The organism is Blastococcus sp. TF02-09, from assembly GCF_003319105.1.
Lineage (GTDB): Bacteria > Actinomycetota > Actinomycetes > Mycobacteriales > Geodermatophilaceae > Blastococcus.
This window is the reverse complement of the sequence record NZ_QOHH01000009.1, coordinates 34,292-51,810: the sequence shown is the minus strand read 5'-3', so window position 1 is coordinate 51,810 and position 17,519 is coordinate 34,292. Positions and strand designations below refer to the sequence as shown.

At 73.8% G+C, this 17,519-nt stretch carries 19 protein-coding genes; 10 read left to right on the top strand and 9 right to left on the bottom strand.

Features of this window, described 5'->3' with window-relative positions; all coding sequences use genetic code 11:
* Nucleotides 1–207 precede the first annotated feature (207 nt).
* Together DQ239_RS14335 and DQ239_RS14330 are read right to left on the bottom strand one after the other, a co-directional pair.
* Nucleotides 208–1,029: a hypothetical protein gene (locus tag DQ239_RS14335; RefSeq protein WP_113835107.1), complete on the bottom strand. Its 822-nt coding sequence runs from the start codon at nucleotides 1,027–1,029 to the stop codon at nucleotides 208–210.
* A gap of 143 nt (nucleotides 1,030–1,172) precedes the next feature.
* Nucleotides 1,173–1,706, bottom strand: a complete 534-nt coding sequence (locus DQ239_RS14330; RefSeq protein ID WP_113835106.1) for a LysM peptidoglycan-binding domain-containing protein — start codon at nucleotides 1,704–1,706, stop codon at nucleotides 1,173–1,175.
* 286 nt (nucleotides 1,707–1,992) lie between these two features.
* On the opposite strand from DQ239_RS14330, the gene lexA reads away from it, so the two are divergent.
* A complete protein-coding gene (lexA, locus tag DQ239_RS14325; protein ID WP_199583037.1) occupies nucleotides 1,993–2,676 on the top strand; it encodes a transcriptional repressor LexA in 684 nt (227 codons plus the stop codon).
* A 67-nt stretch (nucleotides 2,677–2,743) separates the two neighbouring features.
* Here lexA and DQ239_RS14320 read toward each other — a convergent pair whose 3' ends face one another.
* From DQ239_RS14320 to hflX, 3 genes are read right to left on the bottom strand one after another with little or no spacing between them, the layout of a single operon-like run.
* On the bottom strand, nucleotides 2,744–3,811 hold the full coding sequence (locus DQ239_RS14320; RefSeq protein ID WP_113835104.1) for a hypothetical protein: 1,068 nt from the start codon (nucleotides 3,809–3,811) through the stop codon (nucleotides 2,744–2,746).
* A complete protein-coding gene (locus tag DQ239_RS14315; RefSeq protein ID WP_233489237.1) occupies nucleotides 3,783–4,505 on the bottom strand; it encodes a phosphatase PAP2 family protein in 723 nt (240 codons plus the stop codon). The genes DQ239_RS14320 and DQ239_RS14315 overlap by 29 nt, the downstream gene beginning before the upstream one ends.
* A gap of 56 nt (nucleotides 4,506–4,561) precedes the next feature.
* The gene (gene hflX, locus DQ239_RS14310; RefSeq protein WP_113835103.1) at nucleotides 4,562–6,016 is read right to left on the bottom strand and encodes a GTPase HflX; all 1,455 of its coding nucleotides are present in this window, start codon (nucleotides 6,014–6,016) and stop codon (nucleotides 4,562–4,564) included.
* Between the two features lie 142 nt (nucleotides 6,017–6,158).
* Between hflX and DQ239_RS14305 the strand changes: the two genes are divergently transcribed.
* Entirely contained in the window at nucleotides 6,159–6,380 is a 222-nt protein-coding gene (locus DQ239_RS14305; protein ID WP_113835102.1) for a hypothetical protein, read from the top strand.
* Between the two features lie 3 nt (nucleotides 6,381–6,383).
* Here the strand turns inward: DQ239_RS14305 and dapF are convergent, their stop codons facing one another.
* Genes dapF through DQ239_RS14290 form a run of 3 tightly spaced genes read right to left on the bottom strand, consistent with a single transcriptional unit; the run spans nucleotide 6,384 to nucleotide 8,895 of the window.
* Nucleotides 6,384–7,256: a diaminopimelate epimerase gene (gene dapF / locus DQ239_RS14300; RefSeq protein ID WP_113835101.1), complete on the bottom strand. Its 873-nt coding sequence runs from the start codon at nucleotides 7,254–7,256 to the stop codon at nucleotides 6,384–6,386.
* Entirely contained in the window at nucleotides 7,253–8,173 is a 921-nt protein-coding gene (gene miaA / locus DQ239_RS14295) for a tRNA (adenosine(37)-N6)-dimethylallyltransferase MiaA (protein ID WP_113835100.1), read from the bottom strand. The genes dapF and miaA overlap by 4 nt, the downstream gene beginning before the upstream one ends.
* Nucleotides 8,170–8,895: a hypothetical protein gene (locus DQ239_RS14290; RefSeq protein WP_113835099.1), complete on the bottom strand. Its 726-nt coding sequence runs from the start codon at nucleotides 8,893–8,895 to the stop codon at nucleotides 8,170–8,172. Before DQ239_RS14290 ends, miaA begins: the two co-directional genes overlap by 4 nt.
* Nucleotides 8,896–8,935: 40 nt before the next feature.
* Between DQ239_RS14290 and DQ239_RS14285 the strand changes: the two genes are divergently transcribed.
* Nucleotides 8,936–10,576, top strand: a complete 1,641-nt coding sequence (locus DQ239_RS14285) for a DUF349 domain-containing protein (protein ID WP_113835098.1) — start codon at nucleotides 8,936–8,938, stop codon at nucleotides 10,574–10,576.
* Between the two features lie 53 nt (nucleotides 10,577–10,629).
* Here the strand turns inward: DQ239_RS14285 and miaB are convergent, their stop codons facing one another.
* A complete protein-coding gene (miaB, locus tag DQ239_RS14280) occupies nucleotides 10,630–12,105 on the bottom strand; it encodes a tRNA (N6-isopentenyl adenosine(37)-C2)-methylthiotransferase MiaB (RefSeq protein ID WP_113835097.1) in 1,476 nt (491 codons plus the stop codon).
* 72 nt (nucleotides 12,106–12,177) lie between these two features.
* Here miaB and DQ239_RS14275 point away from each other — a divergent pair, with 72 nt between their 5' ends.
* From DQ239_RS14275 to DQ239_RS14245, 7 genes are all read left to right on the top strand, one after another.
* Nucleotides 12,178–12,804 (top strand): DUF2975 domain-containing protein, encoded by a 627-nt coding sequence (locus DQ239_RS14275; RefSeq protein WP_158544841.1) that lies wholly within the window; start codon nucleotides 12,178–12,180, stop codon nucleotides 12,802–12,804.
* A complete protein-coding gene (locus DQ239_RS21190; RefSeq protein ID WP_255411236.1) occupies nucleotides 12,801–13,055 on the top strand; it encodes a helix-turn-helix transcriptional regulator in 255 nt (84 codons plus the stop codon). The genes DQ239_RS14275 and DQ239_RS21190 overlap by 4 nt, the downstream gene beginning before the upstream one ends.
* Before the next feature lie 110 nt (nucleotides 13,056–13,165).
* Nucleotides 13,166–13,921: an amino acid ABC transporter ATP-binding protein gene (locus tag DQ239_RS14265; protein ID WP_147252126.1), complete on the top strand. Its 756-nt coding sequence runs from the start codon at nucleotides 13,166–13,168 to the stop codon at nucleotides 13,919–13,921.
* Nucleotides 13,922–13,953: 32 nt separating this feature from the next.
* On the top strand, nucleotides 13,954–14,841 hold the full coding sequence (locus DQ239_RS14260; RefSeq protein ID WP_113835094.1) for a glutamate ABC transporter substrate-binding protein: 888 nt from the start codon (nucleotides 13,954–13,956) through the stop codon (nucleotides 14,839–14,841).
* A gap of 93 nt (nucleotides 14,842–14,934) precedes the next feature.
* Nucleotides 14,935–15,588 (top strand): amino acid ABC transporter permease, encoded by a 654-nt coding sequence (locus DQ239_RS14255; RefSeq protein ID WP_113835093.1) that lies wholly within the window; start codon nucleotides 14,935–14,937, stop codon nucleotides 15,586–15,588.
* Entirely contained in the window at nucleotides 15,585–16,502 is a 918-nt protein-coding gene (locus DQ239_RS14250; protein ID WP_113835092.1) for an amino acid ABC transporter permease, read from the top strand. The genes DQ239_RS14255 and DQ239_RS14250 overlap by 4 nt, the downstream gene beginning before the upstream one ends.
* Nucleotides 16,503–16,663: 161 nt before the next feature.
* Nucleotides 16,664–17,506 carry a phosphatase PAP2 family protein gene (locus DQ239_RS14245; RefSeq protein WP_113835091.1) on the top strand — a complete coding sequence of 281 codons (843 nt, stop codon included), beginning with the start codon at nucleotides 16,664–16,666 and terminating at the stop codon, nucleotides 17,504–17,506.
* The last annotated feature ends 13 nt before the right edge of the window (nucleotides 17,507–17,519 follow it).

The following is a 17,519-nucleotide window of genomic DNA, read 5'->3' as shown; positions in this document are numbered from 1 at the left end:
AGCCCTCCGGAGGTGTAGAGGGGACGCCGGTGGTGCCGAGCGCCGACCGCGGTCGACCCTCCCGGGGCGACCCGGCAGCCCGGACCCCGCACGGCCCCGAGGGGCGACGACCGGCTGGCCGGGGCCGTGGTGAGCCCACCGCGTCAGCGGTCGCGGCCGGCGGCCAGCGGCCGGCCGAGTGACCGAACAACAGAGCGAGCCGGGGCGTCAGGCCCCGACGACCGAGCCGCCCACCGTCGGGCGACGGGAGCCCGGCGTGAGGTCGCCCAGCCGCATGGGACGGGTGAGCAGGTCAGACTCGGCCTCGGTCCGCCCGGCGCAGACCTCCGCGCGCCCGTGAGACTCCTCGGGCCGGGCCGTGCGCGCCAGGGGCATCGACCGTCCGGTGCCGGCGTGCGACCGGACCGCACGACGCGAGCCCACGGCCCCGGTCGACTCTTCGACCGCCGCACCGCCCCGGTCGGCCTCGTCGGTGATGACAGCGAAGACCTCGGTGTCGTCGGCGCGGTGCCGGCCCTCGTCACGGGGGGCGCGGTGCCGGCCCGGCGGGACCGCGACCTCGGCCGCGGCCACCACCTGGATGTCGACGTCCTCGGGCGCCCGCCGGCGTCCGCCGGGCCGCGGCACGGAGACCGTGGGCGCCACGGCGGCGGCACCCATCGCCGGAGCCGCGGGCGCCGCGATCTCGTCGCGGATCATCGGCAGCGCAGCGGTGGCGGTCGCGTCGGCGGTGAGCGGGCGGCCGCGCAGCGCGGAGATCGCCTGGGCCGGCGGGAGTTCCTGCTTGACCCGGGAGTCGATCCGGCTGGGCGCGGTAGCCGGATCGACCGGCGCCTCGGGCAGCCGCAGGGCGGCGAGGTCGATCCACGCCGTCTCCTCGACGCCACCGGCGACCACCCGCACCCACATCTGGCAGGCACCCGAGGCGTCGTGCCGCCAGCCCAGGAGCTCGCCCCGCCACCACGTCCCGGCCTGGTAGACCTCGACGGACTGGGGAGAGCTGGTGAACACAGCGGCGCGGCTGTCCATGGCACCTGACACACGACGACCGTATGCGTTCGACCAGCGACTACGGGTGAAGACGCCTCTGCGGATCATTGACGAAGTCGGCACCCCAGGTTGGAGAGGTGTTGCCCTGTCGCCGGACCCGTCACCCGGGCTCTCCTCCCTGGTCACGGCAGGAGGAGGAGCTGCCCCGGCACGACGACGGCGTCGGACAGTTCGTTCAGCTCGCGGATCTCGGCGACGACCTCACGGACGTCGTCCCCGTCGCCGGCGACGGCGGCAGCGATGGACCAGAGCGAGTCGCCCGGCTGGACCACGACGCTGCTCTCCCCCACCAGCCGCAACCCGCTCTCGTCACCCCCCGCGACGGCCGACCCCACCCACGAGCCGAGCGCGACGCCGACGGTCAGGCCGACGACCGCCCCGAGCCGGCGCGCCCGCCGCGTCAGCCGGAGACCCGGCGCGGGCCGCACGTCGACGCCCCTGCCCGGAGCCACGGGGCGGCGCGGGGTCGTGGTGCCCGCCGGGACGGGCCGGCGCACCGGGGTGCCCGTCGTCCGCCGACGGCCCGCTGCGACCTCCGGCAGGTCCGGCACCGCACGCAGGGCGCGCCGCTGCCCGGACCCTCCTGCCAACGGCGGCCGCCACGGGGCCTGTACCGCTTCGTCGAACTCCACCACGGCTTGCGCCACTCCACCCATGACCACTCCTCCCGACCTGCACCGATGCCCGGGCCTTCGAACGGCTGTTCGATTCGAACGTCTGTGCGATGTCTACCGGAGACCGCCGACAGAAGCGAGCCGACACGATGACGGGCTTCGAACACGTGTTTGAAAGGTGAGGTGATCAGCGCTACGGTTCGGAGGACGCGACCAGCAGGGCTGCACCGGCGGCCCGCGAGGAGGAGACGTGGCGGAGACCAGCGGGACGTCGGGCGGCCGGCGGACGCGCAGCACGGCGACGGAACCGGAGGGCGGCACGGCCTCCGTGCGCTCCTTCCCCGACCGCGGCACCGACGGCGACGGGCTGACCCAGCGCCAGCGCCGGGTCCTGGAGGTCATCCGCGACTCCATCGACCGGCGCGGCTATCCGCCGTCGGTGCGCGAGATCGGCGAGGCCGTCGGCCTGTCCTCCGCCTCGTCGGTGGCCCACCAGCTCTCCGTGCTGCAGAAGAAGGGCTGGCTGCGGCGCGACCCGAACCGCCCCCGCGCGCTCGACGTCCGGCTCCCGGGCGACACCTCGAGCCCCGCGGCGCCCCTCGCGGAGCAGGTGGCCGGCACCGACGAGCCGGCTGCCGCGCCGACCTACGTGCCCCTGGTCGGCCGGATCGCCGCCGGTGGGCCGGTGCTCGCCGAGCAGGCGGTCGAGGAGGTCTTCCCCCTCCCCCGCGAGCTGGTCGGCGAGGGCACGCTGTTCATGCTCAAGGTCGTCGGTGACTCGATGGTGGAGGCCGCCATCTGCGACGGTGACTGGGTGGTCGTGCGCCAGCAGCCCACCGCGGAGAACGGCGAGATCGTCGCCGCGATGATCGACGGCGAGGCGACGGTCAAGACCTACAAGCGCCGGGACGGCCACGTGTGGCTGCTGCCGCACAACCCGGCCTACGAGCCGATCCCCGGCGACGACGCGACCGTGCTCGGCCGGGTCGTCTCGGTGCTGCGCCGGGTCTAGGACCTGAGCGCTGCCTGGGGTCCCGCCCAGCCGGGCAGGACCCCAGGCAGTTCGGGTCAGATTCCGTTCAGGCCTTCGGGCGGCGGCGGAACAGCGAACCCACCCACACCACGACGGTCGCCACGGCGGCGGCGATCAGCGCCGAGGTGATCGGCGACCGCTCGGAGCTGGTGAGGTCGCTCAGGCTGGGCACCGGACCGTCCGTCGTCCCGGTGGCCGCCGCAGCTGCCCCGGCCGGCAGGGGCACCACGACCACGTCTCCGGGCACCCCCTCACTGGCGACGACGAGCTGCCGGTTGTCCCCGGTGAAGCTGATCGCCTCCCCCTGCGGTGACTCGGGCAGCGCCGTGCGCGCCGGCGTCCCGGCCAGGGCGCCGACCACGTCGGAGCCCACCAGCGGCCACACGTAGGCGTCGGTGTAGGTGCGCAGCGCCAGTGCGTGCCCGTCGCCGGCCACCGCTCCCCCGGTCACCAGCAGCTGGCCGGCCCGTCCGACGGGGCCACCGGCCGTGCCGGTGAGCGTCAGGTTGACCGTCGCCACGCGCTCCATCGGCACCGTCGTCCCGGCCGACAGCGGGGCGGTGGGCCGGTAGACCCCGCTGGAGCCCAGCACCTCCTTGGTCACGAGGTACGGCGTGCCGTCCGGGGCCAGCAAGAGCGCTTCGGAGTCGTGCGCGCCGTCGGGGTAGCTGAGCCGGTGCACCGCGGCGGAGCCGTCCGGACGCAGCGCGATGAGCGCGACGGTCGCCCGGGAGGCGTTGTTGTCGCCGGCGTCGGCCAACCAGAGGGTGCCGTCGGCCGCCAGCGCCAGGTCCTCGGGGTCGTAGGGGTCGACGTCGGCGGTGCGCGTCTCGAGCACCTGGCACCCGGAGTCGAGCACGGTGACGGCGACCTGCTCGCCGCCGTCGTTCATCACGAGCATCCGCTCACCGAGGTCGACGAGCCCGGAGATCTCGGCCAGCGCCGGATCGGTGATCGAGCACCGCACCACCGGCGCCCCCGGCTCCTCAGCGGCGGCGACACCGGTGGCGCCGACGGGCAGCACGACGCCGAGGACGACGGCCAGGCCGAGGGGAACGACCCGGGTGGCGCGTCCTCCGCCGCCGCTACGCGGTCTGCCGGCCTGCTCGGGCACGAACCCAGCGTGACAGAACCAATGCATCGAGTGCGTGAACCACGCCCAGCAGCACCACGCCCACCGCTGCGCCCACCACGGCGTCGGTGACCCAGTGGAAGTTCAACGCGATCATCGACAGCCCGGTGAGCACCGGGCCGACGACGGCCAGCCACCACGCGATCTGCTGCACCCGGACGGGCAGCCCGTACTCGACGGCCTGCCACCGCGCCACGCCCCACATGAGGACGGCGTTGGCGACGTGCCCCGAGGGGAACGACGCCCCGTCGTCGTGGAAGAAGTAGCTCCCGGGAAAGCGCGGCGCGGTCCGCCCCGTCCCGTACTTGATCGCGTACACCGCTCCGGTCAGGAGCGCGAGGGCCACCAGCACGCGGGCCAGGGGCAGCAGGGTCCGGCGGGTCCAGGCGAGGTAACCGACCAGGCCCGCGAGCACCACGAGGATGGTCACGCGGCCACCGAGCTGGGTCACCACCCAGACCAGCGGATACGCCGCCGAGTCGGCCAGCCCCCACCCGTCGACGACGTCGGAGACCCGCAGGTCGAGGCGCTCGGACGCGCCGTACGTGAGCAGGTCCAGGGTCACGAGCCCGCCGACCACCAGGGCGGCGAGCACCGCCCACCACGAGGGCCGGCCCACCGGCGTCCCCGAGGTGCTGCCCCGGGGGCCGGCGTCGTGCACCACGCCGCTCGTCACCGGGTCACCGTACCGGTCCGTGACCTGCCTGTGATCCGGCGAGCCGGGCGGACCGGTCAGCCGACCGGGGCGCCGAACTCCTCGAGCGCGGCGGCCAGCGCGCCGTCCACCCGTGCGGTCAGCCGGGTGCCACCGGCCTCGTGCACCTCGGCGAGCACCTCGCCGTCCCGGTGCACGCGGGCCACCAGGTCACCCCGGTCGTAGGGCACCAGCACGTCGACGTCGACGTCGGGATGCGGCAGCCGGGCCGCGACGAGCTCGCGCAGCTCCTCGATGCCGGCACCGGTCCGCGCGGAGACCCACACGGCCCCGGGCAGGGCCTGGCGCAGGGTGAGGATGGCCTCCTCGTCCATGGCGTCGACCTTGTTCACGACGATCACCTCGGGCACCGAGGAGGCGTCGATGTCCTGGAGGACGACGTGGACGGCGTTGATCTGACCGAGCGGGTCGGGGTCGGACCCGTCGACCACGTGCAGCAGCAGGTCCGCGGCGGCGACCTCCTCCAGCGTTGACCGGAAGGCGTCGACAAGCTGGTGCGGCAGGTGCCGGACGAAGCCGACGGTGTCGGTGAGCGTGTACTCCCGGCCGTCGGGGCCCTGGGCCCGGCGCACGGTCGGGTCCAGGGTGGCGAACAGCGCGTTCTCCACGAGCACCCCGGCGCCGGTCAGCTGGTTGAGCAGGCTCGACTTCCCGGCGTTGGTGTACCCGGCGATCGCCACGGACGGCGTGGCGTTGCGGTCGCGGCTGTTGCGCTGGGTCGCCCGCGCGGTCGCCATGCCGGCGATCTCGCGGCGCAGCTTGCTCACCCGCGCGCGGATCCGCCGGCGGTCGGTCTCGATCTTGGTCTCACCGGGGCCGCGGGTACCGATGCCCCCACCGCCGGCCACGCGGCCACCGGCCTGCCGGGACATCGACTCACCCCAGCCGCGCAGGCGCGGCAGCATGTACTGCATCTGCGCCAGCTCGACCTGGGCCTTGCCCTCCCGGCTGGTGGCGTGCTGGGCGAAGATGTCGAGGATCAGCGCCGTCCGGTCGACGACCTTGACCTTGAGCACCTTCTCCAGCTGGTTGAGCTGGCCGGGGGTGAGCTCGCCATCGCAGATCACGGTGTCGGCGCCGGTCGCGGCCACGATGTCGCGGATCTCGCCGGCCTTGCCCGACCCGACGTAGGTGGCCGCATCCGGCTTGTCGCGGCGCTGGCTCACGGCCTCGAGCACCTGGGAGCCGGCGGTCTCGGCCAGGGCGGCCAGCTCGGCCAGCGAGCGGTCCGCGTCGGCCTGCGTCCCCTCGGTCCACACCCCGACCAGCACGACGCGCTCGAGGCGCAGCTGCCGGTACTCGACCTCGGTGACGTCGGCCAGCTCGGTGCCGAGCCCGGCGACGCGGCGCAGCGCGCCACGTGCCTCGAGGTCGTAGGAAACGGTGGTGTCGTCGGCGGGGCGGGCGGCGGCGGCCTTGTCGACGCGGGCCTCGGCGTCGTCCAGGATGGCGCGGTTCTGAGCGGTGGTCATCGTCTCCAGCGTGGCACGGTCTGCGGCAGGTAGCACCTGAGTTGTCATCACCGGGCACAACACCGGACGGGCCCCGGTGCATCCCGGACGGGGGCGCGGGTAGGGCCTCCCCCGACGAGATCCCGCACACCAGGAGGAACCGATGACCACCGGATCGAGCAGCGTGGGTTCGAACAGCGAGCTCGACGACCCCGGTCGGGACCCGAAGGGCATCGGCGGTCCGCCGCGCAACCCGTTCGGCGGCGCCGACCAGGACACCGGCACCGGAGAGCCGCGGGGCACGGGCAACGTGGGTCCCGGGGACAAGCCCGAGGCGCCGACCGACGACCCGGAGACGCGGGCCGACACCCCCGACTCCCCCTGAGGGTCAGTCGCCGAGCCACTCCGGGCACAGCGATCCGGCCGACACGAGCACCGCGGGGCCGGTGAGCACCGTCGTCCGGGGGTCGATCTGCACCGACAGGCGGCCCCCGGGCACGTCGACGACGACGGTTCCCTCCGTGCGGTCCTCGTGGGTCAGCGCCGCGTAGGCCGCAGCGCAGGCGCCGGTGCCGCAGGAGCGCGTCTCGCCCACCCCGCGCTCGAACACCCGGAGCCGGATGTGGGCGCCCGGCTGGAGCACGTTGACCAGCTCGACGTTGACGCCCTCGGGGAACAGCTCGGCGTCGAACACCGGCTCGCGGGTCAGGTCCAGGGTGTCGACGTCGACGTCGGTGAGGGCGGCCAGGTGCGGGTTGCCCATCGACACCGCGATCCCGGGGAAGTCCACACCGTCCACCTCGGCCGAGCCCCGGCCGAACTCGCGTGCGGGACCCATGTCCACCCAGTAGCCGCCGCCCTCGGCCGTCCCGACGCGGCGCGGTCCGCCGCGGGTGCCCACCAGGACGCCGGCGGTGCACGCGGCCCGGTCGAGCAGCCCCTCGGCGATCAGCGCGTGCAGGAACAGCCGGATGCCGTTGCCGCACATCTCGGCGTACGAGCCGTCGGCGTTGCGGTGGTCCATGAACCACTCGCAGGCGTCGAGGTCGGCGCCCAGGACCGCCGCGGCGTCGGGCACGTGCGCGCTGCGCACCAGCCGCAGGACGCCGTCGCCACCGAGTCCGGCACGGCGGTCGCACAGCCGGCGCACCAGGGCGGGGTCCAGGCGCGCCTCGGGCCACACCGACCCGTCGGGGTCGGGCAGCACGACGAAGTCGTTCTCGGTGCCGTGCCCGATCAGCACGCGCGAGGAGGCGGTCACCGGCCGATCGTACGGTCGCCGATCACGGCGAGAGCGGCGTCGCGCAGGTCGGGCCGGGCGGCGTCGAGCCACGTGGTGGCCGCGCTCCGACGGAACCAGGACCGCTGGCGGCGGACGAAGCGGCGGGTGGTGACGACGGTCCGCTCCCGGGCCTCGTCCGGGGTCAGGGTGCCGTCGAGCTGGGCCAGGACCTGCGCGTAGCCCAGCGCGCGCGAGGCCGTGGGGCCCTCGCGCAGACCGTCGGCGGCCAGCGCCTCCACCTCCGCGACGAGTCCCCGCTCCCACATCCGGTCCACCCGCCGGGCGATCCGCTCGTCGAGCTCGGCGGGGTCCCGGTCCAGACCGAGGAGCACCGCCGGGTAGTGCGGCACCGGCTCGGGCAGCGTGGCGCGGAACGGGCCCCCGGTGATCTCGACGACCTCCAGCGCCCGCACGATGCGCCGTCCGTTCCCGGGCAGGACGGCGGCCGCCGCGGCGGGGTCGACTCCGGCCAGCCGAGCGTGCAGCGCCGCGGGCCCGAGCTCCACGAGCTCCGCCTCCAGGCGCGCCCGCACGGCGGCGTCGGTGCCCGGGAAGTCCAGCTCGTCCAGGACCGCCCGGACGTAGAGCCCCGACCCTCCGACGAGCAGCGGGACGACGCCGGCCGCCCGCAGCCGGTCGATCTCCGCCCGCGCGCGCTGCCGGTACTCGGCCACCGACGCCGGTTCGCGCACGTGCCAGAGGTCCAGCAGGTGGTGCGGCACCCCGTCGCGCTCGGCGGCGTCGGGCTTGGCCGTGCCGATGTCCATGCCGCGGTAGAGCTGCATCGAGTCGGCGTTGACCACCTCGCCACCGAGCCGGTGCGCCAGCCCCACGGCGAGCGCGGTCTTGCCGGTGGCCGTCGGCCCGACCACGGCCACCACCGGCGGTTCGCTCATCGCGCTCGCCAGTCGGCCACCAGGTAGCCGACGCCGAACGGAGCGGTCGCGGCATGCAGGCGCCCGACGACGGATCGATCGCTCAGCGCCGCACCGACCGCGCGCCAGACCGGCACCCCCTCGGCCAGCAGCCGCTGCCCCTCGGCGTCGTCCAGCGTCGCGAGAGCCGCCGCGTCGCCCCGACCGAGCGCGTCGGCGACCGCGTCGTCGAAGGGTTCCGCGGCCGGGTCGAGGTAACCCGGTGCCTTGACGCTGCGCCGCGCGGAACCCTCACCCATCGCCAGGACGCCCACCGCCCCGGGCAGGGACCGCACGAACCCGGGCAGGTCCTCGGGACCGACGCCGACCCGCGTGCCGGCGTAACCCGCCTCGTCCAGCAGCCAGGCGCCCAGCAGGTGCGCCAGCGGCAGCCGGCGTCCGCCGGGGCGCACCCGGCCGGCGAAGGGGAGTTCCAAATCGACGCCGTATCCCCGCAGATCACCGGCGTCGCCATCGCCGAACCGGACCCCGGCTGGGGCGCCCGTCCCCGCCACCACCACCACCTCCGGTCGGAACGCCAACATGGCGGCCACGGCGTCCGCGCAGGCGCGCCGCAGGGCCGCGGTGGCCTTCTCCGGCCGACCCTCGACGGTGGGCACCAGCAGCGGCGGCGCCGGGCAGAACGCGACGGTGACCCCGACGGGGGTGAACGGGACCGGCGGTCTCCCGGGAACGGCACTCACATCCAGCAGTCTCGCCGATGCGACGTGGGACACTGCCCGGGTGTCGAGCACGGACAACCCCGGCAGCGGGGCGCAGCAGGACGCTCCACCGATTGTGGAGACCCCCGACGTGGCCACCCCGAAGGTGGAGCAGGGACCGGACGCGGTGACGCCCGACGCCGGGACGGCCGCCGCGCCGACGCCGGCCGAGGCCGCCCTCCCCGACCCGACGGCGGAACCGGCCCCCGGCGAGGCCGCTGCCGAGGGAACGGCTCCCGAGGTGGCCGTCCCGGCGGCCGAGATCCTCGAGGCGGCCGCCCCGGAGGCCGCCGTCCCGGCGCCGGCGCCCGAGAACGCCGCCGACCTGCCATCCGCCGCCGCGCTAGCCGACGCCGAGACACCGCCCGCCGCCGGTGCGGCCGACCCCGCGACGCCGACCCCCGCTCCAGCGGTGCCCTCCCCCGCGTCGATGGCGCCCTCGGCCGAGGCGGTCGCCGACCCCTCGCGATGGGGCCGCGTCGACGAGGACGGCACCGTCTACGTCCGCACCTCCGACGGCGAGCGGGCCGTCGGCTCCTGGCAGGCCGGCGACCCCGTGGCGGGCCTGGCGCACTACGCCCGCCGATTCGACGACCTGGCCACCGAGGTCACCCTGCTCGAGGCCCGGCTGAAGGCGCACACCGGCAACCCCGCGGAGATCAAGGGCAAGGCGCAGGCGCTGGCCGAGTCCATCCCGAGCGCCGCCGCCGTCGGCGACCTCGACGGGCTCGCCGCCCGGGCGCGCGCCATGGTGGGCACGGCCGACTCCGCCGCCGCGGAGTCCCGCGCCGAGAAGGCCGCCGCGCGTGCCGCCCAGGTGGCGCGCAAGGAGGCGCTGGCCGCCGAGGCCGAGACGATCGCCGAGGAGTCCACGGCGTGGAAGGCCGCCGGCGACCGGCTCAAGGCGATCGTCGAGGAGTGGAAGACGATCCGCGGGATCGACCGCAAGACCGACGAGGTGCTGTGGACGCGGTTCGCCGCGGCGCGGGATGCCTTCGGCCGCCGTCGTGGGGCGCACTTCGCCCAGCTCGACGCGCAGCGCGGTGAGGCCCGCGCCGCCAAGCAGGAGCTGATCCGGGAGGCGCAGCGGCTGTCGACCTCCACCGAGTGGGGCCCGACCAGCGCCGCGATGCGCTCCCTCATGGACCGCTGGAAGGCGGTGCCGCGCACCGGCCGGGACGGCGACGACGACCTGTGGAAGCAGTTCCGCGCCGCGCAGGACGTCTTCTTCACCGCGCGCACCGAGTCGGACAAGGCGCGCACCGACGAGGAGCTCGCCAACCAGCAGCGCAAGGAGGAGCTGCTGGTCGAGGCCGAGCGGATCGATCCGTCCAAGGACCTCCGCGGGGCGCAGAACGCGCTGCGCAAGATCCAGGAGCGCTACGACGCCATCGGGCACGTGCCGCGCGGGGTCATGCGCCAGCTCGAGGACCGCATGCAGGCCGTCGAGCAGAAGGTCCGGGGCGCCGCCGACGCCGGCCGTCCCCGCGCCGCTGCGGAGAACCCCATGGTCACCTCCATGCGGGCCGCGGTGACCAAGGCCGAGGAGCAGCTGGCCAAGGCCGAGGCCGCCGGTGACCGGCGCCGGATCGACGAGGCGCAGGCCAACCTCGCCACCCGCCGGGAGTGGCTGGCCGAGGCGGAGAAGTCCGCCCGCCGGTAGTCAGGACGCCAGCAGAGCCCCCGTCCGACCGGACGGGGGCCCTGCTGCGTCGGTCAGCAGCTGGTGACCGCCGGGAGCGGGTCGGGGACGCCGATCCGCGGCATGCCCAGCGAGACGCCGGCCGTCATCGGGCGGGTGCCGGCCTCGCTCGCGTCGCCCGCGCGGGTGCGCCGGTGGGACAGCAGCGCGCCGTCGGCGACGAGGAAGTGCGGCTTGGCGTCGGTCACCACCGTCTCGACGACGTCACCGGGCCGGACGCCGTCGGCAGCCGTGAAGTGCACCAGCCGGCCGTCGCGGGCGCGACCGGAGAGCCGGCCCGTCGCGGCGTCCTTGCTGCCCTCCCCCGCTGCGACGAGCAGCTCGACGCGACGGCCGAGCTGCGCGCGGTTCTCGGCCCAGCTGATCTCCTCCTGGAGCGCGGTCAGCCGCAGGTAGCGCTCCTGGACGACCTCCTTGGGCAGCTGGTCGGCCATCTCGGCGGCCGGCGTCCCGGGGCGCTTGGAGTACTGGAAGGTGAAGGCGCTGGCGAAGCGGGCCTGCCGGACCACCTCGAGGGTCTGCTCGAAGTCGCCCTCGGTCTCGCCGGGGAAGCCCACGATGATGTCGGTGGTGATCGCGGCATCGGGCATGGCGGCGCGGACGCGGTCGATGATGCCGAGGTAGCGATCCTGCCGGTAGCCGCGGCGCATCCGGCGCAGCACGTCGTCGGACCCGCTCTGCAACGGCATGTGCAGCTGGTGGCAGACCGCCGGCGTCTCGGCCATCGCCTCGATGACGTCGTCGGTGAACTCCCGCGGGTGCGGGCTGGTGAAGCGGATCCGCTCCAGGCCGTCGATCCGCCCCGCCGTCCGCAGCAGGTCGGCGAAGGCGCCCCGCTCGCGGAACTCCACGCCGTAGGCGTTCACGTTCTGGCCGAGCAGCGTCACCTCGAGCACGCCCTGGTCGACCAGCGCCTGCACCTCGGCCAGGATCTCGCCGGGGCGGCGGTCCTTCTCCTTGCCGCGCAGCGCCGGGACGATGCAGAACGTGCAGGTGTTGTTGCAGCCCACGCTGATGGAGACCCAGCCCGAGTAGGCCGAGTCGCGCTTCGCCGGGAGCGTCGAGGGGAAGACCTCGAGGGACTCCACGATCTCCACCTGGGCCTCGGCGTTGTGCCGGGCGCGGTCGAGCAGCGCCGGCAGCGACCCGACGTTGTGCGTGCCGAAGACGACGTCGACCCACGGAGCGCGACGGACGATCTCCCCGCGGTCCTTCTGCGCCAGGCACCCGCCGACGGCGATCTGCATGCCGGGGCGGGCGTCCTTCACCGGGCGCAGGTGGCCCAGGTTGCCGTACAGCCGGTTGTCGGCGTTCTCCCGCACCGCGCAGGTGTTGAGGACGACGACGTCGGCGTCGTCACCCTCGGGTGCCGGCCGGTAGCCCGCCTGCTCGAGCAGCCCGGACAGCCGCTCGGAGTCGTGCACGTTCATCTGGCACCCGTAGGTGCGCACCCGGTAGGTGCGCTCGGGGCTCTGCGCTGCGCTCTCCATGACAGCAGGAAGGGTACGTCGCCACGAGCATATCGATTGTCATTGCTATCGACTGTCGATATGGTCCCCGCCATGCAGCCCCAGCTCCGCTTCCCCGGCCGTACCGGCACGAGCCTCGTCTCGGCGGTGCTGCTGGTAGCCGCCGTCGTGGCGCTCCTCCTGGCCGTCGCGCTGCCGTTCGAGCAGCTCGGCGAGTCGAGCGGCTCGGTCCCGGTCACCCTGGCCGAGCCGGCCGGGAGCGGGAGCCCGGACGTGGCCGGCCTGCCGGAGGACGTCGTCGTCGCGGACGTGAGCAACGAGTTCCGGCTCACCGCGCTCGAGCTGCCGGCGGGGCTCCGGGTGCTCACCGGGCTGCCGGACGTCCTCACCCTCCTCTCGGTGGCCGTCGGCGCCTGGTTGCTGGGACGGGTGCTCTCGGCCATCCACGACGGGCGCCCGTTCGACCGGCGCAACCCGGGCCGGCTGGCCGGTCTCGCCGCTGCGGTCCTGGTCGGCGGCCTGGTGGTACCGGTGGTGGAGGCGGTGGGCACCAGCGCCGTGCTCGACCACCTGGACCTCGTCGGCCCCGACGGCCCGTTCCTCGCGTTCGAGGCGACCCTGTCGTTCGTCCCGGTCGGGGTGGCGCTCGCCTTGGTGGGCGCCGCGGAGGCGTTCCGCCGCGGCCGGGCACTGGAGGACGAGCTCGAGGGGACGGTGTGAGCCGCCGTCCGGCCGCCGCCCTCCCCGAGGAGGACAGCCCGTCGCGGGTCGCCTGCCACCTCGACCGGCTCCTGGAGGCGCGCGGCATGACGCTCGTGGAGCTGTCCGAACGGGTGGGCGTGTCGGTCGTCAACCTCTCGGTCCTGAAGAACGACCGCGCCCGCGCCGTCCGCTTCAGCACGCTGACCGCGCTGTGCGACGCCCTCGACTGCCAGCCCGGCGATCTGTTCTCCGTGCCGCCGCCGGGCTGACCGGGCCACCGGGCCGCGGGTGACCCGCGCGGGGGAAAGATCGGCCTTCGTTACGGCTTCGTGATCCCACGGTGCGGGATCCGGCACCTTCCCCCCTTAGTGTCGCCGGGGTGACCAGCCGCCCGAACGGAGAGCCTCTCGTCCGCCTGTCCGGCGTCAACAAGTGGTTCGGCGAACTGCACGTCCTGCAGGACATCGACCTGGAGATCGACCGCGGCGAAGTCGTCGTGGTCATCGGCCCCTCGGGGTCGGGCAAGTCCACGCTGTGCCGTGCCATCAACCGGCTCGAGCCCATCGACAAGGGCCAGATCACCATCGACGGCGCCCTCCTGCCCGAGGAGGGCAAGGAGCTCGCCCGGCTGCGCGCCGACGTCGGCATGGTGTTCCAGAGCTTCAACCTCTTCGCCCACAAGACCGTCCTGGAGAACGTCGTGTTGGGGCCGGTCAAGGTGCGCAAGAAGTCCAAGGCCGAGGCGGAGTCCCGGGCCCGCGAGCTGCTCGAGCGCGTGGGCGTGGCCAGCCAGGCCGACAAGTACCCCGCGCAGCTCTCCGGCGGTCAGCAGCAGCGCGTCGCGATCGCCCGCGCCCTGGCCATGGAGCCCAAGGTGATGCTCTTCGACGAGCCCACCTCCGCGCTGGACCCCGAGATGATCAACGAGGTCCTCGACGTCATGGTCGGCCTCGCGAAGGACGGCATGACCATGGTCGTCGTCACCCACGAAATGGGCTTCGCCCGCCGGGCGGCCAACCGCGTCGTCTTCATGGACGGCGGCCGCGTCGTCGAGACGGCCGACCCGGAGACCTTCTTCACCCGCCCGGAGTCCGACCGGGCCAAGGACTTCCTCTCCAAGATCCTCACCCACTGACCGACCGACCCACCCAGCGAGAGGACCGACCCATGAAGTTCCGCCGTACCGCCCTGGTGGCGACCCTGTCCGTCGTCGCCCTGACCGCCGCGGCCTGCGGCAGCGACGACGACTCCTCCTCGTCCGCGCCCGAGGTCGCCGACGCCCCCGAGTTCGAGGCCGGCACCACGATGGCCGAGCTCGCCGAGGCCGGCACGATCCGCATCGGCACGAAGTTCGACCAGCCCGGCTTCGGGCTGGAGAACCTCGAGGGCGAGATCGAGGGCTTCGACGTCGAGGTCGCCAAGATCATCGCCGGGGCCCTGGGCATCGCCGAGGACGACATCGAGTTCGTGCCGACCCCATCGGCGGTCCGCGAGGACGTCATCGAGGGCGACGAGGTCGACATGGTCGTCGCGACCTACACGATCAACGACACCCGCAAGGAGCGGATCTCCTTCGCCGGCCCGTACTACCTGGCCGGACAGCAGATCATGGTCGCCGAGGACAACGACGACATCACCGGCCCCGAGTCGCTGCGGGAGAACCCCGACGCGAAGGTCTGCTCCGTCACCGGCTCCACCCCGGCCGAGCAGATCGCCGAGTACCTGGCCAGCCCCGACCAGCTGACCCTGTTCGACGAGTACTCGCAGTGCGCCGACTCGCTGCGCAACGGCCAGGTCGACGCCGTGACCACCGACAACGTGATCCTGCTGGGCTTCGTCTCGGAGTCCGACGGTGCCTTCAAGCTGGTCGGCGAGCAGTTCACCGAGGAGCCCTACGGCATCGGCATCACCAAGGGCGACGTCGCCTTCTGCGAGTTCATCAACGACACGCTGCAGGAGAACGAGGACGCCTACATCGAGGCGTGGGAGTCCACCGCCGGCCAGGTCGAGGGCACCGAGACCCCCGAGCTGCCCGAGCCCGCCCCGTGCGCCTGACCGCCTGAGCACCCCGCGGCCGGCCGGCACTCCTCGCCGGCCGGCCGCGGAGCCCCGTCCTGACCCACCACCGCCGGCGCCGAGGGAGAGCCAGTGAGTCCTGTCTTCGACAACATCGACCTCTTCGTCGACGGTTTCCTGACCTCGCTCGAGATCATCCTGTACGCGCTGGCCGGGTCCGTTCCCCTGGGCGTGCTCATCGCCGCCTGCCGGGTGTCCCCCATCCCGCCGCTGCGTGCGTTCGGCACGTTCTGGGTGACGACGTTCCGCAACACCCCGCTGACCGTCGTGCTGTTCTTCTGCGCCTTCGGGCTCCCCGAGCTCGGCATCAACCGCTCGTTCTTCTTCTTCGGCGTGCTGGGCCTGGTGCTCTACACCTCGGCCTTCGTCTGCGAGGCGGTCCGCTCGGGCATCAACTCCGTCCCGGCCGGCCAGGCCGAGGCGGCCCGCTCCCTCGGGCTGAACTTCACCCAGGGGCTGCGCTTCGTGGTGATCCCGCAGGCGCTGCGCACCGTCGTCCCGCCGCTGGGCAGCGTCCTCATCGCCATGATGAAGAACTCCGCGGTCGCCGGCGCCTTCGGCGTGGGCGGCGACCTGTGGAGCACCGGGCAGCGGCTGACCAGTGCCCTCGGCTACGCGACCTTCCCGATCTTCGTCGGCGGCGTGGCCGTCGGCTACCTGATCATCACGCTCACCGCCGGCGCCCTGCTGCAGGTCCTCGAGCGGAAGGTGGCGATCGCCCGATGAGCCAGCAGCAGACCGTCCTCTACGACGCGCAGGGGCCGCGGGCCCGGCGCCGGACGCTCATCGGCACCGTCGTGGCGGCCCTGGTCCTCCTCGGCCTGGCGTACCTCGTCTACCGGCGGCTGGACGAGCAGGGCCAGTTCACGATGGAGAAGTGGGGTCCGCTCATCGACCCCGGCAACGAGGTCTTCGACTCCGTCTGGCGGCTGATCGGCACCGGCGTCGTCAACACGCTCAAGGCTGCGGCGGTGGCCATGGTGCTGTCCATCGTCCTCGGCACGCTCATCGCCGTCGCGCGGCTCTCGCTCGGCCGGGCCGGCCGGATCCCGCTCATCGGGCTGATCGAGATCTTCCGCGGGCTGCCCGTGGTCGTCCTGGTCTTCATCGGCGTCCGGGTGCTGCCCGACATCGGGCTCGACATGCGCAACCTGCCCGGCGGGCAGGTCTTCTGGGGCCTGGTCCTCGGCCTCACCGTCTACAACATGGTGATCTTCGCCGAGATCGTGCGCGCCGGCGTCGCGTCCCTTCCCCGCGGTCAGCGGGAGGCGGCGCTGGCCACCGGGCTCACCACCTGGCAGACGATGCGGATCGTGCTGCTCCCCCAGGCCTTCCGCACCATGCTGCCGGCAATCATCAGCCAGCTCATCGTCGTGCTCAAGGACACCTCGCTGGTCACCTTCATCGCCAACTACGACGAGCTGCTGAGCCAGGGCGAGAGCATCCAGCGCAACCTCGGCAACCCGATCCAGACCTTCTTCGTCGTCGCGCTCATCTACATCGCCATCAACTACGCACTCGGGCGGCTGGCGCAGTACATCGAGCGGCGCCAGGGTCGCGCGGGCCGCGCGGCCGAGGAGACCGCGGAGAACACGGGCCTGGTACCCGTCGGCGGTGCGCCCGTCGGCGGAGGCGCCTGACACCTCTTGGCCACCCGGGGGGCTCGCCGTCGCTCGACGGTGGCGGGCTGCCCGCCCCCGGCCGGTCGGGCGACGATTTTCCCGTCGCGGAGCGCTCAAGGAGGGGCCCCTCCCGTCCGATGCAGTAGGCAAGGAGCCTCCGCCGACGAGAAGAGTGGGACGTGACCGCATCCGTGGCGCCGACCGGTGCGGGTGACGGGGCGTCCTCCACCGCGGACGCCGCCGGTCGCGGGCTCCTGCTCCGGTCGTTCGCCCGCCCGCTGTGGTGGGTGGAGGTCCTCCTGCTCGCCGTCCTGTACGGCGTCTACTCACTGGTGCGCAACAGCGTCGGGGACGTCGTCGCCCGCGCGTACGCCAACGGCCGGGAGATCCTGGCCGTCGAGGACACCTGGGGCCTGGCCCAGGAGCGCGGCCTCAACGACTGGGTGCACCGCACCGACGTGGTCGCGGCAGCGGTCGCCCTGCACTACGCGACGCTCCACTTCCTCGTCACCCCGGCGGTGCTGACCTGGCTCTTCGTGCGACGCCCCGGCCAGTACCGGGCCGCCAGCGGCATCCTCATGGTGACGACGGCGCTGGCGCTCATCGGCTTCTACTGGGTGCCGACCGCTCCACCGCGACTGCTTCCCGACGAGGGCTTCGTCGACGTCATGAGCCAGACGTCGGCCTGGGGGTGGTGGCCGGCCTCGGGCACCCCGGGGTCGGACGCGATCTCCAACCAGTTCGCGGCCATGCCGTCGCTGCACTGCGCCTGGGCCGCGTGGTGCGGGGTCGTGCTCGTCGTGCTGGTCCGCCGCACCTGGGTCCGCATGGTGGCGCTGGGCTACCCGTTCAGCACCTTCTTCGTGGTGCTGGGGTCGGGCAACCACTACCTCCTCGACGTGGTCGCGGGCGTCGGCGTGCTGTGCCTGGGCGCCGCCGTGGTGCAGGTCGCCGGTTCCGCCGGCGCTCGGCTGCCGGGCCCGGCTGCCGACGACGCCGCCGCCCTGGTCAGCCGCGCCTGAGGGTCGCTCGCGA